The following is a 16,524-nucleotide window of genomic DNA, read 5'->3' on the forward strand; positions in this document are numbered from 1 at the left end:
TACATATGATAAGGCTATGGAGTTTCAAGTAAGAAGTAATAGCCGTGATAAGGCTATATAGTTTCAAGTAAGAAGTAATAGCCGTGATAAGGCTATATAGTTTCAAGTAAGAAGTAATAGCCGTGATAAGGCTATGCAGTTTCAAATAAGGGCCTATAGCCCCGATAAAGCTATATAGTTTCAAATAAGAGCCTATATAGCCCCGATAAAGCTATATAGTTTCAAATAAGAGCCTATAGCCATGATAAGGCTATGCAGTTTCAAGTAAGAAGTAATAGCCGTGATAAGGCTATGCAGTTTTAAATAAGAGCTTATGGCCCCGATAAAGCTATATAGTTTCAAATAAGAGTATATAGCCATGATAAGGCTATGTAATTTTAAATAAGAAGCAGCTGGGGTATTTAAGTTGTGACTTAGAGTAACAAGTTATCTAGGCGTTAAGCAAAAAATCAGTGTGTTTAACTAATTTACTTTTAAAAATTGAAATTGTATTGTAAATTAGTGATTTTACAAATAGAAGCAGTTTTATATAATTAAAGACAAGTAAAGAGGATTTAAATAATCCAAAATAAAAGGAGTAAAAATCAACGATTGTGCGGATTATTCAGATAACATTTCGCCTTAAAGGTTATGTGGTTTTTCATCTAAATGGGAAAAATAAACGCATTTTGATTCAGTCATTCGTTTAAAGTGGAACTTCCATCAGTGGGAGTCTTATAGCCTGCGAATTGTGGGATGAAAAATGGACTAAGAATTTAATCTTAGTCCATTTCTTATTTTATATCCATTTTGTATGGAATGTACCTTCTTTATCTACTCGTTTATACGTATGCGCTCCAAAATAATCGCGCTGCGCTTGTAACAAGTTGGCAGGTAGTTTGGCAGTACGATAGCTGTCATAATAAGAAATTGCTGCTGAAAATGCAGGTATCGGAATGCCCTGTTGTACCGCCATTGAGATAATTTGGCGTAATCCACCTTGATATGACTCTACAATTTCTTTAAAGTATGGATCAAGTAAAAGGTTCGGTAGGTCAGTGTTTGTTTCATAAGCCTCTTTAATGTTCTGTAAAAAGGCAGCACGGATAATACATCCGCCTCTCCAAAGCATAGAAATGCTGCCAAAATCAAGGTTCCAATCATATTCATCAGAAGCTGCCTTCAATTGCGTGAATCCTTGTGCATAAGAACAAATTTTACTCATATATAAAGCTTGGCGCACTGCTTCAATTAATTCAGCTTTTTCAACTCCAATTGCTGTTTTATCTTTAGGACCAGATAAAACTTTGCTTGCGTTCACTCGCTCTTCTTTTAAAGCAGAAAGGCAACGTGCAAATACAGATTCTGTGATAATAGGGAGAGAGATACCTAAATCAAGTGCGCTTTGGCTTGTCCATTTCCCTGTACCCTTTTGTCCTGCAGTATCAAGAATAACATCCACTAATGGCTTACCAGTTTCTTCATCTTTCTTCTTGAAGATATCGGCTGTAATCTCAATTAGATAGCTGTTCAGTTCACCTTTATTCCATTCAGCAAATATTTCATGGAACTCTTCTGCAGTCAAATCAAGTGTTTGTTTCAAGAAGAAATATGCTTCACAAATTAATTGCATATCTCCATACTCAATACCGTTGTGAACCATCTTTACATAGTGGCCTGCCCCATTAGGTCCGATATAAGAACAGCAAGGCTCGTTATTCACTTTTGCAGAGATGTTTTCAAGCATATCCTTTACTTTTTCGTATGCATCCTTCTGTCCGCCTGGCATAATAGATGGTCCCTTCAATGCACCCTCTTCGCCGCCTGACACACCTGCACCGATGAAATTGATTCCTTCTTCGGCAAGACGTTTGTTTCGGCGGATTGTATCGACAAAGTATGTATTACCACCGTCAATTAAAATATCACCTTTATCGAGGTGAGGGACTAGAGAATCAATTGCCTTATCTGTAATTTCCCCTGCATTAACCATTAATAAAATCTTTCTAGGTGATTCAAGTGAGTTAACAAACTCTTCAACTATATGAGTACCAACTAAGTTTTTACCACGGTTTTCCTCAATGATTTCATCAACTTTTTCCTTTGAAATATCATATAGGGCAACAGAATACCCTTTGCTCTCAAAGTTAAGTGCGAGGCTTTTTCCCATAACGCCCACACCAACAACTCCAATTTGTAACTTTTCCATATTCCATCGTTCCTTTCCATGTATGTTACTCTGTATTATAGTATATATACCTAAAATAACACTTTAATCAAATAATCAATCTTTTTCATTTCAATAGGCTCCACCAGTATTTGTGCAAAAGGTTATAGGGACACGGCGCATCACTATCAAGTTAAAAAATAAAGAGAAATTTTCATCCTTATTAATCAATCATGAAAAATAACCGGTTAATTATGGAAAATCACATTAAACAGCTTCCGTATCCCTTTTATTGTTTAGAAAGATCTATACAAATAAACTTAATAATAAAGTAAATCCTAATCCAGCTACAGAAACGATAGTCTCAAGTAAAGTCCATGTTGCAAATGTTTCTTTCATGCTTAAACCAAAGTACTCTTTGAACATCCAGAAACCAGCATCGTTTACGTGTGAAGCAATTAAACTACCAGCCCCTGTTGCAAGGACAACTAAAGCAAGGTTAACATCAGATTGACCTAACATCGGAATCACTAAACCGACAGTTGTTAATGCAGCAACCGTAGCAGACCCCAATGAAATACGTAAGATGGCAGCGATAATCCATGCGAGCAAGATCGGTGATAATGAAGTTCCTTTGAATAATTCGGCTACATAGTTACCAACGCCGCCATCAATTAATACTTGTTTGAAAGCGCCGCCTCCACCAATAATTAAGAGCATCATCCCAATATTCGAGATTGCTGTTGTACAAGATTCCATCACATTTTTGATTGGAATATTTCTTGCCAATCCCATTGTATAGATTGCAACTAGTAAGGATATCAACATGGCAGTATCCGCATTCCCAATAAACTCGATCGTTGCTAGTAAACTATTATCTTTGAATCCCATTGTTTTTTGCAGCAAAGTAATAATTGTAGCGACTGCCATTAAAAGAACAGGCAGTAAAGCGGTAAAAACACTGATTCCAAAGCCAGGAGTTTCTTCAAGTGTAAATACTTTCTGCTCACCTAAAGATTTGATATTACCGGTTTTTGTGAACGCATCAGGTACTAGTTTTTTTGCAAGTTTAGTAAATACAGGTCCAGCTAACACAACCGTTGGAACCGCTATCATAAAACCGTAAAGTAATACTTCACCGATGTTTGCATGCAATTCACCAGCGATAGCAGTTGGTCCTGGGTGTGGCGGTAAGAATCCGTGTGTTACAGATAAAGCTGCTGCCATTGAAATACCGAGATATAAGATAGAAACTTTTAATTCTCTTGAAATCGCAAATACAATTGGAATTAATAATACTAATCCTACTTCAAAAAATAATGCAATCCCGATAATAAATGAGGCAGTCACAACAGCCCATTGAATGTTCTTTTCACCAAATTTTTTCACAAGGGTCATGGCAATGCGTTGTGCGCCACCAGAATCTGAAAGCAACTTACCTAACATCGCACCAAGTCCAAAAACGAGTGCTAAATGACCAAGTGTTCCCCCTAATCCCGCTTCAATGGTTTTAAAAATTTTTTCTGGTGGCATTCCAAGTGCTAAAGCAACCCCGACAGATACAATGATTAATGAAATAAAGGTATTTAATTTAAAGCGCATAATCAGTAAAAGTAATGCTAAAATCCCAATTGCTACAATGACTAATGGCATCGTAGTTCCCCCCTAATCTTAGCTGTATTTGTATTTATCCCGCTATTCGTGGGCAGTAAGGCCCCCCACCACCTCGAGATTTAGATAGAAACGAGGCGTGGGGGATTACACATGAAAGTTTTACTTTATTAAATTTCTTTGATAATTTGCAATTCGTGTATAATCATCTTCTAGCGCCCTTGATAGGTTAATAAATATCGGCAGTAATTGTCTGTATTCTTTTGTTGCATCTTCTTTCGGTGTATGTTTGTAGGTATTGCCAACCATTTCGGAAACGATTTCAAAAGAATCAATTTTTCCTGTGGCATAGAGACCTAATATACATGCACCTAGACAAGAGCTTTCGTAGCTCTTTGGAACAACGACTTCATATGCGAAAATATCGGACATCATCTGTCGCCAAACGTCAGACCTTGCGAAGCCGCCTGTTGCTTGAATACGGGTTACAGGACCATCCATGCATTCGGTTAACGCTAAGAATACAGTGTATAAATTATATATAACGCCTTCTAAAGCTGCACGAATCATATGTTCCTTCTTATGTGACATCGTTAAACCGAAGAAGGAGCCACGTACATCTGGATTCCATAATGGTGCACGTTCACCTGCGAGGTATGGATGGAATAATAATCCGTCTGCACCAGGTCTCACGCGTTCAGCTATTTTAGTTAATACATCGTATGGATCAATTCCTAGTCTTTTCGCAGTTTCTACTTCTGATGAAGCAAGTTCATCACGAATCCAACGAAGGACCATTCCGCCATTGTTTACCGGTCCACCAATTACCCAATGCTTTTCAGTTAAGGCATAACAAAATATTCTTCCTTTTTTATCTGTTTGTGGCTTGTCAATGATGGTCCGAATAGCACCACTTGTCCCAATTGTGACAGCAATCTCACCTTTTCGAATTGCATTTACACCTAGATTAGAAAGCACCCCATCACTGGCACCAATGACAAACGGTATTTGTGAATCGATACCAATCTTTTGGGCTAAATCTGGATTGCAGTTGCTAAATATTTGGGTGGTTGGTACGAGTTCAGATAATTGAGCTGGTGTTATACCAGCAATTTTTAAAGCTTCCTCATCCCAATCTAGTGTTTTTAAGTCCATCATACCCATGCACGAGGCGATGGAATGATCAACAACATATTGATCAAAGAATTGTTTGAAGATATATTCTTTGATTCCAATATATTTTTTCGTTCTAATAGCAATTTCCGGATAATCATTCACAATCCATGTAATTTTACTTAATGGTGACATTGGGTGAATAGGTGTTCCTGTTCGTCTATAAACTTCATGGCCATTCAGTTCATCTTTGATTTTATGTGCCCATGCCTCACTACGATTATCTGCCCAAGTGATACAAGGTGTCAGCGGATGATCATTTTCATCCATAGCTATGACACTATGCATAGCACTGCTAAATGAAATAAACGATGGTTTTTTATCTGAATGCTGTTTCGTTATATTTGATATTGCTTGTAAAACAGCTTGGAAAATCTCTTCTGGATCTTGTTCCGCTGTGGATATATCCGGTGTGCGAAGTGGATAACCAATATTCTCAGTTTGAATGACTTCGCCTTTTTCAGTAAATAAAACTGCTTTCGTACTTGTTGTACCGATATCTATACCTAACATATAGCTACTCATGTCCTTGCTCTACTCCTTTAGATAACATTTGTTGTGACATCCAGAAATCTTCAACTTTCCCTTGAACATCATCAAAGTTTTGATGTAAGGCCTCAATCATGAGGGCTCGATCTTTTGATTCGATTGCTTTTATATAAAGCTCATGATTTTTAATAACCCGTTCAAAGTCTTCGTACTTTTCCTTGAAACGAGTACGCATTGATAAAAGGATTAAGCTTTCCATAACAGGCTTTAAATTATTCCAGATCATCAGGATGTAGGAATGCTCAATGGTTCGAATAATCGTTTCATGGAATAAGAGATCTTGATAAGAAAACTCATCAGAATCATGATATTTAATGGCGATTTTCATCATTTCCATTATTTTATTTAGTTCTCTTACTAAATCATTTGTGTCCATCTTTACAAGTCGCTCAAAGATAAACTTTTCTATAAGTAAACGAACATCATATATTTCTTCGATTTCTTTCTCGGTTAAACCAATGACAACTGCGCCCATTCTTTCTAAGCGAATAATATTTTCAGAAGCTAGTACTTTTAATGCTTCACGAACAGGTGACCGACTTACAGAAAAATCGGCAGCTAATTTATTTTCCGACAGGATGGTACCGCTTTCAATTTCACCTGCAATAATGCGCATTCTCAGTTCGCTCGCAACACGATCACCTGTAGAAGCTTTTGAAAGCCATTTTTCAGGATAAAGAAATTCCATTGATTTCGCCATAAATTCACCTCATGTTAATCAAGTATACTTGTATACAAGTATTATAACTCGGATTTTTAATTATGCAAGCGCTTTTATTGTTTGCTTTGGTTCTTTTAGAGGAAAGCCCCATAATTATTAAGCTAACAAATCGAATCGCCCCAAAAACTATTATTGTTGATGAAGAAGATTTAGGGAATGGAAAACTGAAGAATAAGATATCCAAGGACTTACATCAACATATTTACCACTCGGGTTTACAACTTTTTGAATCAAAAATATAGATGTTAAAAATGTAACAGTAACTGAATTTGAGCATAAAAAACTTTTAAAAATTGGAATTGTATTGTATTGTAAAGTATTGATTTTACAAATAGAAGCAGTTTTATATAATTAAAGACAAGTAAAGAGAATTTCAATGATTCACAGTAAAACGTGTAAAAAAACAACGATTATGTAGATTATTCAGACAACATTTCAACTTAAAGGTTATATAGCCATCATATAGCTATGGCGTTTCACATTTTTAAGATTCAAATTATATTTGTAATTAACATTGTTAGGAGGTATTTAAATATGGAGAAAGTGTTAGCATTGTTTAGTGATGCCCTCCTACTTGCTGCTCCAATTTATGAAGAAAACAAGCAGTTATGGGCCAAATGGAATAAATATTATAAAGAAGTACAAGAGAATCACGATAAATTAGTAACATCAGCTAATATGTCCCCTTCCTTTTCGACACTTGTTTCTTGGTTAGGTCAGAAACAAGAGCAAGGAATATCGTTGTTAAACATTTATGCCAATCTGAATAAATATAAAATTGAGATTCAAAATGTACTAGATAAGATCATTGAACAAGAATTCGAAGAAAAAGTTGAAGCAGTTGAACCAACTCAAATTTCAATTTTTGAAGATAGTCAGGTAACAGAACATATAGAAGATATATCGGATGATTACTATCCTGTAACCAATGACGCAATGTACTATCAATTACGTGATGGAATAGCAAAAAATCATTTTGAGGAAGATGAAGCAGTAGCAAAACCGGTATTACCATTAGAAACGAAAAATTCAAGTGGAGTTGCACAACTATCCTCACATAAGGATGAGGATTTGAGACTTGTTAACACAAACGAAGCAGAGAGATGGTCCATATTGGTCGATGGAGTAATTAGTAATATGGATGACCTTACAGCAGATTGTTTGGATACCATTACAATCCAGTGGTTAAATCAAGCTAAATCACCAGATGAATTTATAGATTTTAGTTATGAAAATGTATTAGAAATGTGCAATATGCCAAAAGCATCTGCAAATGGTGTAGAGTATTATCGAGCAGAAGATAAGATAAAAATAGCACAACGTATAGCAGCTTTAGCTAGTATCTTTATTTATTTGAATGATGATAATGAAGTTGTAGTACTGAATGATCAAGCAGAAACGGGGCAGCAATTCGAAGTAAAACGTGAAGTCATTAAAAGGCTATTCGTACTCGATTCAGTAGTGTTATGGAGAGATAAGAATACTAATGAATATATGGGCATAGAATCCTGTAAGATTAAACCAGGTAGTTTCTTATCAGGCTATTTGTATGGCTCTAATAGTACAACTGCTTTATTATCGAAAAAAGCACTAGAGTATAATAGCTATAGACATAAGTTTCATAAACGTTTAATTCGTTATTTATCATGGCAGTGGAGGATTCGTCAGCAATACAGTACTTTAAAAAGACCATACTCCATTGGTGGAGAAAAAGGTTTACTATCTGTAATGGGTATCAAAACTACGAATGGACGTCCACATCGAATTCGAGAACAACTAGAAAATGTTTTAATTGACTTAGAAAAGGAAAATGTCATTTCACATTGGGCATATGCAGAAGAATTGGATGAAACAAAAATAGGAGAACGCAATTGGTTTAAGAATTACTTTGAAAAGTTGGGAATCATTATTTTACCTCCAAAAGAATTAATGAATAATATAGATAGTATGGTGAAGAAAAAGACAATAGATACGCAAGAGAAGCAAGAGGAGCGTTATATTGCAGATACAGTAAAACAACCTACTTTAGGATCAGAGGATATGATTCGAGAGAAAATTATGCATCAACATATGCATCAAAATAAAACAATGCGTGAGATAGCAGATGAAATAGGACTATCCCCTGCTACGCTATCAAGATTCTGTAATAAAAAAATGAAGCGTATTTCAAAAAGCGTTAATGAAAAACTGAACAAGTGGTATGAGAGACAAATGATTATAGAGTCTATGTAAAAAGAAGCAGATACCTTTACAGAGGTACCTGCTTCTTTTTAGTTTGTTCATATTCTGCTGTTGCTTTGAAATAAACTTTGATTGAAAATACCTCACAGACTCGTACTTTATGGTAAACAAGGAGAATTCATTTTGAAAAAAGATTGATCAAAATGAATTCTTATCTAACAAATTTAAGTTTCGATTTTATAAAAAGTTTGATTATTTTCTATCTTTATTCTTCAACAAACGTGCCCATTTCTTAAACAACATGCATCGTATTATAATTTAGACATATAGACAAAACCCTAAATTACGAAGTGTCTTGTAGCTCTTTGGATATCTATTCGCGATATTGTGTTCATACACTACCGATGGATACGTTTCCGGATAAATTCTCAAGAATGTCATGTAACCTCTCAGCAAACTCTTTATGATGCACTGTGTTATAGCCCACATGATGTCCTGGAAACTCTGTGAATTCTGTTCCGAGGTGTTCTGCTAAGTTGAATGCGCAATGGTAAGGAAAGGATTCTCGTGAAATACTTCCACCGGCTGGACGTACCTGTATTAATGCAGGTTTTAATGGGGGCTTTAATGCATCGATGTTTAAAGTATAGCTGAGAATTCCCGGGATTTCATACTCAGTGAAATAAATCGAATTGCCGAGTAGTCGCTCTGTTAGCATATCCTTCGATGGTCCGGAATTGCTATCATCAATATTTGACAATAACTTCATGACCTCACTTTGATGATTTCCTTTAAGGTCTTCCATGAAATTTATAGCCTGCTTCAACTCATTTTCAGGTAAAAGTTGTAATAAAACCGGTTCGTGTGGGATTAGTAACTGTACCTGCTCAGGATGGCGTATGCACAAATCAAGTCCGATGACAGCACCTGAACTACTTCCGAATACATAAGCCGGTTCATTGGTCAGATTGGCTAGCAGCCGGTGAGCGTCTTCGCTATGTGTGTGCACATGGTAATCCTCAGTTTTATTGACGAGATTGCTACGGGAATGACCACGACGATCGTAAGTAACAACGGTATACCATTTAGCAAGATGGTCGGCGATATTATGGAACTTGTCGGCATCACCACCCCCACCATGAATCAAAAGAAGAATTGGACCCGAGCCACGCACCTCATAATAGATGCTTGCTCCAAGTACTTGCAATGTTCCGTTTTTTACTATACTCATTTGTACATTCTTCCTTTCTTTTGTCATCTCCCTTAACATTACATGGTTGCTGAATGATATAAAATGCAGGAAATAACTAAGAAACAAATTCACCATAATAAAAAGCAAGGAGCATCATTTCACCTGTGCTTCCTTTTTATTCATTTAGAGTAGACAATTTTTTGATTGTTTCAATGGAGAGATGATATTCATCAGCTATTTGATTAATCGTTCTACCGTTTAATAGAAGCATTTCTTTCATCGATCAGCTTTCTTGTTCCAGAATGTGTACCCCGTCTCTGATGAGAGGTTTTAGATTTAGGAATATATATTGTTTCTTCTTGAACATACTTCTGAATTTCTAATATCAGCTTTTTAGGTAAAATAGCTGTTGCTTTTAAATAGCGCTTCTGCCAGCCCCATATCTGCCTGTATTAATCCATAAACGCGCTCAATTGCTCGGTGGATATCATGTGTACATTTGCACATAATAAGATTGTTAAATGATAAAGTCAGGAGGGTTTGTATGCAACATAATAAAAAAGCTATAGAAAAGTCTAGTTCTATTATGAAACTAAATTTTGCAGAAACTGATGCGAAAAAAGTGAAACAACAAATTCAAAATGATGTAAGAGAAGGACAAGGAGCAATGACTTCCCGAGAAGCAGGTGCAATGCGGGATTAATAAAACCACTCCTTACTGTTATTTTATTTTTCTAGTGAAATTTTAACCAGTAAGGAGCTATTCCTTAATCTGCTTTTGGTTCTTAAAAAGTCATTTTTTACTCCCAAATAACGTTTATTTCATGGAAGTATCTCAATTAAAGATAATCTAATTCTCGTCTGACTTTTCCAAAAGAAAGTTTAAATTGTCGTGATATAAACAATTCCAAAATTGTCTATTGTAGTCATCATCATTTATTAATACGTTAGTATCAAACTCCGCTAATTTGTTCTTTAATTCATAAAAATTGTTTGTTAGATCATGACTTTTGTCGTGTTCCTGCTCTATTAGTTGAACCCAAAACTTTTTAAAGTAATTGAAGCAGCAATACATTTTCTCTATAGAAGAATTGACAAAATATCTTTCTACTTTTTCTGTAATTTCATGTTCTAGCTCATATATTTCTCCTGTGGGTTGGTAGATAGTAATTAGATTACCTGAATCCATATTACTCCCAATAACAAGGTATCGTTTAAACTTCTCTAAACTTGTTAAAAACGCTTCTGTATATTCTTTATCCAATATCGATAAAGAAAAATCATTTTGTTTTGTCCATTCCACTACATCTAAAAGAAAACCATTTGAATAGGTGTAAAATTCTACATTGAGACATTCGAATTCGTTTTCTTTGATTTGATGATTAAGTAAAAAGTGTATACTATCAATGGGCAAATTTAATTTGGCTATTTCCAATGTCATTCCTCCAACCCTTAATCTTTCATCCATTTTCTCCTTCTACACAAACTCAATTAAATTTTAGCATAAAGAAATTGTCTCCTTGGGGAAAGTTACATATGAAATAATAAAAAGGTATGAGTTTACGACCCACACCTTTTTACTAGTAGAAATATTCGTTATATGCTTAGTATAGCAATCACGATTAATGTCACCTTCGATATATTGACTGAGTTTATCCTTAATTGCCGTACTTTCTGGAGTTACTTCTGCTACTTTACGATTGTGAAGATGAGAGCCACCTTCCATTTTATCTAAAGGTAATGTATTTTCATCATCTTGAGGAACAGTAGCAGCCATTTGTCATAATCATTGCATTGTTAAGTTAGATGTTGTATTTTTACCATTGATTTCTGCAGTTCGTTGAATTTCATGTTCCTGCTGATTATGGGTTACTGTCGATGTGTAAGCAGGCTCTCTATATTTTGTGGTGTATGCTTCGCCCTTGGCACTTCTATTGGAGTTTCAGTAATAACGGGTGCTTTGTTGTTAAGTTGAATAGGTTCTCTATGTTTACTTGTATCTGGTCCATTTTCTTTCTGAACAGCCATTACTTCATTACTTTTTGCGGATTCTGTTGTATTAGAAATAGCAATTGATGCTGTAGTACCTTCCTTTTCTAGCTTAGGAGCAGAATTCCTTGAGTAATTTTGCACAGACTGATTATTTGTTAACTCCCCTTCATTGTCAGTATCATCTTCATTAGTAATATCATCATAAACAAGTTTGTTCCTAACGGGATATCCATGAATCTTTGGTCATGTTCAATTGTTAATTGATTAATTGTTTGTGCAATAACAATTAAAGAAAATAAATATATTATTTTATTTAAAGCTGTATACAAGATTTATTTAGTACATCTATGTTTATAGTTTAGCTGATTTTAATCGCTTTATGGCTTTATATGTGAGTTATAGTGATTATATTGATATGAAATTGACAAGTTATACTGACAAATTTATAGAACTTAATTTCAAAGAAAACCAAATGAATCACAATTTTATGTGTTATTTCTGCAAATCTCAGAAATAACTATGGAATTAATAAAAGAAATAACGAAATATAACATGACATTGACATCCCCTTACCTTTCTGTAGACAATCAACAGAAAAATGGGTTATTAAAAAAGAAGCGGAATCATAAAAATCTGTTTAATAAACTAAGTCTTTCATATAAGTCTTTCAAATAGGTCGTGTAATAATTTGTGGTGATATTCTATTGACATGAAATTAATATAAAAGCATACAAAACCTTTAATTATAAGTGTTTATTCATACGTCTTACATGTAGTTTTTGCATACAAGACGTATGAACCTAATGACCATGATATTAGTACGTTATTTTAGGAGTAATATATATTAGAATTATAATTCTAGATAAAAATATACATAAATACTGCACTCATATTTATTATTTAATAGTTATTGTTAGTTATATGAAACCTGATATTAACATGTTTTGTTCACTTCTTATATGAACGGCTTTCATGTACGTCTTATATATTTGACATTGATATATAGGACGTTGTTTCAATTTTATATTTTGTAAATATTATATAAGTCTTGTATATAACAACTTAATATAAGTCTTATATATAACGACTTGATATACGTCTTACAATGATGTAATATATTTTTAGGAATAATTAACCAACGTTTTAAGGGGGGGACAACTTGAACGAGGTATTAAGCGAAAAATATAAACAAAACAAATTCACTGAGGAAGTTGTGGAAATGTTTGCAGACATTATTGAAGGAGACGAAATACTCTACAATGTATTTCATTACATAGGATCTCAAGTAAACAAACAATACCAAGAGACAAAGTATATGAGAGGAATCTCAATAAATGAAATAGTAGAAAGTGTTGTTATTGATAGGAGAGTAAAGAAACCTAAGGGTAAATCCTATTCATTAGAACTTGAAAGAACTAACATTTCAAGAAGATCGGCAGAAGGTAGTGTTGCTACTTTAGCTTCAATGTCATTAATAACAGAAAAAATTATGCATCCGTATAAGTTTTTAATTTCAACTATTAGGGGACAACAAGTATTAGTTGAATTAGGGAAACGTAAAAAAAGTAATGAGAATAAGGGAGAGATAAAATAATGGCAAAAAACTTTCTAAAAAACGAAGTAGCTGTGAAAATGACTATGGTTGGTTTTGGTCAAGCTGGAACTAGAATGGTAGATAAATTTGCTGAGTATAAGCATACAGACGGTACAGCAGTTTATAATTGTCTAGCATTGAATAGTAATGATGGAGATTTAGCTGAACTGAAAAATGTGCCGAAAAGTAACCAAGTTTCACTAAAATTAGGTGGTTTAGGTAAGAATCCTGAGCGTGCTGTAAAGGTTTTAGAATCTAATGAAGAAGCTAAAGATAAACTAAAAGAATTTATAACGGAACGTGTTAGACCAACTGATGAATTAGTACTATTTTTTGCAGGTTTAGGCGGTGGTACAGGTACATCTACAATTATTCAAGCAATTGAAGAATTCTCCGCTTTTCATAATAAACCTGTAATTGCTGAAGAACTTAAAAGTATGGCAATGAAAATTCCTAGAGAAGAATTAATAAAAAATCAACAAAAGTATGCAAGAATTGCTTTCAATAATGCTATTGAGCGTAAAGATTTCATTAAAATGGGTATTGTAGTTACACTTCCAGTTAGAGCGGATGGACCTGATGTACTGAGACAGGTGAATAAATTTTCACAAGAAATTTGGAAGTTAGCTAATGATCCAGCAAAAGGCGTTGCATTTGTTGTATTTGCAGATAACCAACACTTCTATGATGAGTTTAAGGGATTAAACGAAAATGAGAAAAAAGGCATTGGAAACTCACGAGACTATGCAAACCAACGAATTGGAGATATTATTCATGAGTTAAATACAGCTGCAAATGGTTCAGGAACATCAGTAATTCTAGATTCTCAGGACTTTAAACGAATTTTACTAGAAAGAACAGGCTGTTTAGTAATTAATAAGGTTTCACGTAATATGAATCAAATTGAAAACAGTAAAGAAATTGTAGATATGTTCTCAGAATCATTGAAAGGAAGCTCATTCCATCATCCTATTGACCTGATGAAGACAAATGAAAATGGAGATTTAGAGGCATCAAAGGTACATCATTTTGGGATGTTAGCAATTTTAGATGAACAGAAGAACATTGATGATTCATTTATGGATGATGCAAAAGTAGAAGTAACAAATAAACTACCAATCAATGGAACTGTTTTTAATGGTTATTTAGTGAGTAAAAATGACTTTATGGGTAGCGTGTATACTTTCTATAAGACAGATGCACTACCATCTCGATTATCTAAAGGATTAGTTGAAGAATATAATGAATTTAAAGAAAAACAAAGTCAAATTCAATATACAAAGTCTCAAATTACTACTATTGAAGCGCAAGATTCGGACGATGATTTCAATATTAATTTTGGTGATTACTTTGAATTAGAACCAGATAAAGATGAAGAACCACAAGCTCAAAATGATGAAGAATTAGCGGCATTTATGGATCCTGATAAGATGTTCGGAACTAAATAAAAAATAAGCCTGGAATCTTCCAGGCTTATTTTTCTATTTTCATTACATTTTTCATGTATTCAATCATGTTCTCATCAATATAGTTTTCTATGAAAAGTTGTTTTCTCGCAAGATCTTCCTCTTTTTTAAACCAACCAACTTTTTTTATACGAGTTTCTTCTGGCTGTGTATTCCACTCGTTTTCAGCTTGTTTTCTTAACTCTGTACGCGCCCTATGTTGAATAATTATATTATCTAGTCTTTCTTGTCTTTGGCGCTCTTTTAACTTCTCAGGGTCTTCTGGTTCAGGTAGCATGGCACGTATAGCCTCTTCAAACTTTCCTTGATACTCTAATTCAATGTTTTGTAAATGCATTTGAATCTTTTGCTCTACTATTTTTTCAATAGTCGCTGCAGCTTCCTGCATGTTTAATTGGGTTGAGACTTCACTGGTTTGATTTTCTGGAGAAACTGGTCTTAGTTCAAATTGATGTGGTAAAAGCTCAATAATTGCATCTAGCGACCACTTTTCATCCCTCTTTAGCTTGATAAATAAAGCTATGTCTAAATCCAGTGTGTTATATAGCTTTTCATTTGTATTATTGGTTCTTAATGTTCCGTGTAACCCCTTTTCCTCTAGGATATTGAACCAATTGTATACAGTGTTATGATGTCGGCCTACTAGTTTTGAAAACTCTGTTATTCGCCAAGCTTTTTCAAAAGTATCTTCATGACTAGAGTTTGTATTATTTGACTCCATATGTTCAGTTGTATTTTTGTTATCTTGTTCAATCATCGTTATACCTCCTTGAAATATAATGGCCATAGCAAAATGTAATTAACATATAAAGTGAGATTGACATGTTAAGTGTCTTTCGACGATATAAACCTTAATACCTTTATCAATCGACATTCACATGAAATGTGTCATTGATATATAAAGTATTACTTGTCAACATAAAGTTGATAAATAAGGGTTTGGAATTAACTAATGTTAATGCCCTGTTAACAATCCATTAGTTATTAATGATTATTGTTGCTATGAAATTAACAAATTAGTCTACAATATATTAATGATAAGAAAATATTAGTGATTTGTAAATAAATTATAAGGATATAGCATTAAACTTAAAGACTTAAAAGCTAAAAAGTATGTATAAATCTAAAGAGAAAAGCCCATACTAATAGTAAATAAAGGCCTATATTTATTATAGTTTATGACACTCGGTATTAGAAAAACAAGAACTGTATAGCTAATTGGTTTCGGTAGGTCTTTAGAATGCACGTGAAGGCTATTATAGCTTTTATGCGGTTTAATATAAACTTACTTAAGGGCATCACCCTTTACAAGTGATCTCTATATAATCAAAATTGATTTATACAATTGCTACTTTTAAATAGGAAGTAATAAAAAGTGATTCATTGTTTTTTATTACTATCAAAATGTTTTCAAGAATGATATCTTCCGCAGTTTATGCAGTGAATTTTACTATAGAAAAAAGCTCTTTAATAGATGTAGAATCTAAAACTCTATCTGTATGTATATTCTCAACTTTAGAACCAACAATTGTTAATGTTATGTCAATACTAATTAAAGATAGTTGACATAATAATACCGAAAGAAAAAACGCTTAACATGTCAATCTCAGGTTATATATCAATGATAAAAGAAAAGAAAACTGTTATTTTTTTGATGTCACTAATAAGAAATAATCATTTGTATGGCTTTCTTGTTAGCTTCTAACCACAATTATAGTTCTTTTAAAGTGTTTTTTGACTTTTCAATAGAAATCTGTTGTATTAGATAAATTTATAACTAATTCAGATTTTGGATCTTCGAGAGTTGCATTTATGCGTATTTCAACCACTTAATTGTTAATGTTATATTAATGTTAAATACAAATTGTTGATATGAGATTAACAATACAGACAGTATTC

General features: G+C 33.7%; 11 protein-coding genes and 3 pseudogenes. 5 read left to right on the forward strand and 9 right to left on the reverse strand.

The window, feature by feature from the left end; all coding sequences use genetic code 11:
• Positions 1–778: 778 nt before the first annotated feature.
• The 4 genes from gndA to gntR form a co-directional block, all read right to left on the reverse strand.
• Positions 779–2,188: an NADP-dependent phosphogluconate dehydrogenase gene (gndA, locus tag DN403_RS13650; RefSeq protein ID WP_149185534.1), complete on the reverse strand. Its 1,410-nt coding sequence runs from the start codon at positions 2,186–2,188 to the stop codon at positions 779–781.
• A gap of 264 nt (positions 2,189–2,452) precedes the next feature.
• On the reverse strand, positions 2,453–3,799 hold the full coding sequence (gntP, locus tag DN403_RS13655) for a gluconate permease GntP (RefSeq protein ID WP_061667513.1): 1,347 nt from the start codon (positions 3,797–3,799) through the stop codon (positions 2,453–2,455).
• 120 nt (positions 3,800–3,919) lie between these two features.
• Complete coding sequence (gene gntK / locus DN403_RS13660; RefSeq protein ID WP_098292071.1) at positions 3,920–5,455, reverse strand: gluconokinase; 1,536 nt, start codon at positions 5,453–5,455, stop codon at positions 3,920–3,922.
• A complete protein-coding gene (gntR, locus tag DN403_RS13665; protein WP_061667515.1) occupies positions 5,448–6,179 on the reverse strand; it encodes a gluconate operon transcriptional repressor GntR in 732 nt (243 codons plus the stop codon). Before gntR ends, gntK begins: the two co-directional genes overlap by 8 nt.
• 555 nt (positions 6,180–6,734) lie before the next feature.
• Between gntR and DN403_RS13675 the strand changes: the two genes are divergently transcribed.
• Positions 6,735–8,432, forward strand: coding sequence for a helix-turn-helix domain-containing protein (locus DN403_RS13675; protein WP_149185535.1), 1,698 nt, complete (start codon positions 6,735–6,737; stop codon positions 8,430–8,432).
• Positions 8,433–8,772: 340 nt separating this feature from the next.
• Here the strand turns inward: DN403_RS13675 and DN403_RS13680 are convergent, their stop codons facing one another.
• Together DN403_RS13680 and DN403_RS13685 are read right to left on the reverse strand one after the other, a co-directional pair.
• On the reverse strand, positions 8,773–9,612 hold the full coding sequence (locus DN403_RS13680; RefSeq protein WP_097888392.1) for an alpha/beta fold hydrolase: 840 nt from the start codon (positions 9,610–9,612) through the stop codon (positions 8,773–8,775).
• Positions 9,613–9,748: 136 nt separating this feature from the next.
• Positions 9,749–10,016 (reverse strand): annotated as a pseudogene (locus DN403_RS13685) (CD3324 family protein).
• Positions 10,017–10,117: 101 nt separating this feature from the next.
• Here DN403_RS13685 and DN403_RS31140 point away from each other — a divergent pair.
• Entirely contained in the window at positions 10,118–10,276 is a 159-nt protein-coding gene (locus DN403_RS31140) for a hypothetical protein (protein WP_176519894.1), read from the forward strand.
• Positions 10,277–10,423: 147 nt separating this feature from the next.
• Here DN403_RS31140 and DN403_RS13690 read toward each other — a convergent pair whose 3' ends face one another.
• Positions 10,424–11,014: an SUKH-4 family immunity protein gene (locus DN403_RS13690; protein WP_061667527.1), complete on the reverse strand. Its 591-nt coding sequence runs from the start codon at positions 11,012–11,014 to the stop codon at positions 10,424–10,426.
• A gap of 174 nt (positions 11,015–11,188) precedes the next feature.
• Positions 11,189–11,769 (reverse strand): annotated as a pseudogene (locus tag DN403_RS13695) (type IV secretory system conjugative DNA transfer family protein); the annotation flags it as partial.
• Positions 11,770–11,853: 84 nt separating this feature from the next.
• Between DN403_RS13695 and DN403_RS31745 the strand changes: the two are divergent.
• From DN403_RS31745 to DN403_RS13710, 3 genes and pseudogenes are all read left to right on the forward strand, one after another.
• A pseudogene (locus tag DN403_RS31745) lies at positions 11,854–12,240 on the forward strand (hypothetical protein); the annotation flags it as partial.
• A 484-nt stretch (positions 12,241–12,724) separates the two neighbouring features.
• Positions 12,725–13,159 carry a hypothetical protein gene (locus DN403_RS13705; RefSeq protein ID WP_001006721.1) on the forward strand — a complete coding sequence of 145 codons (435 nt, stop codon included), beginning with the start codon at positions 12,725–12,727 and terminating at the stop codon, positions 13,157–13,159.
• Positions 13,159–14,607: an FtsZ/tubulin family protein gene (locus tag DN403_RS13710; RefSeq protein ID WP_061667521.1), complete on the forward strand. Its 1,449-nt coding sequence runs from the start codon at positions 13,159–13,161 to the stop codon at positions 14,605–14,607. The genes DN403_RS13705 and DN403_RS13710 overlap by 1 nt, the downstream gene beginning before the upstream one ends.
• 25 nt (positions 14,608–14,632) lie before the next feature.
• Here DN403_RS13710 and DN403_RS13715 read toward each other — a convergent pair whose 3' ends face one another.
• Positions 14,633–15,382 carry a MerR family transcriptional regulator gene (locus tag DN403_RS13715; RefSeq protein WP_061667522.1) on the reverse strand — a complete coding sequence of 250 codons (750 nt, stop codon included), beginning with the start codon at positions 15,380–15,382 and terminating at the stop codon, positions 14,633–14,635.
• Positions 15,383–16,524 lie beyond the last annotated feature (1,142 nt).

The organism is Bacillus sp. AY2-1 (assembly GCF_008368965.1).
Classification (GTDB): Bacteria; Bacillota; Bacilli; order Bacillales; family Bacillaceae_G; genus Bacillus_A; species Bacillus_A thuringiensis_S.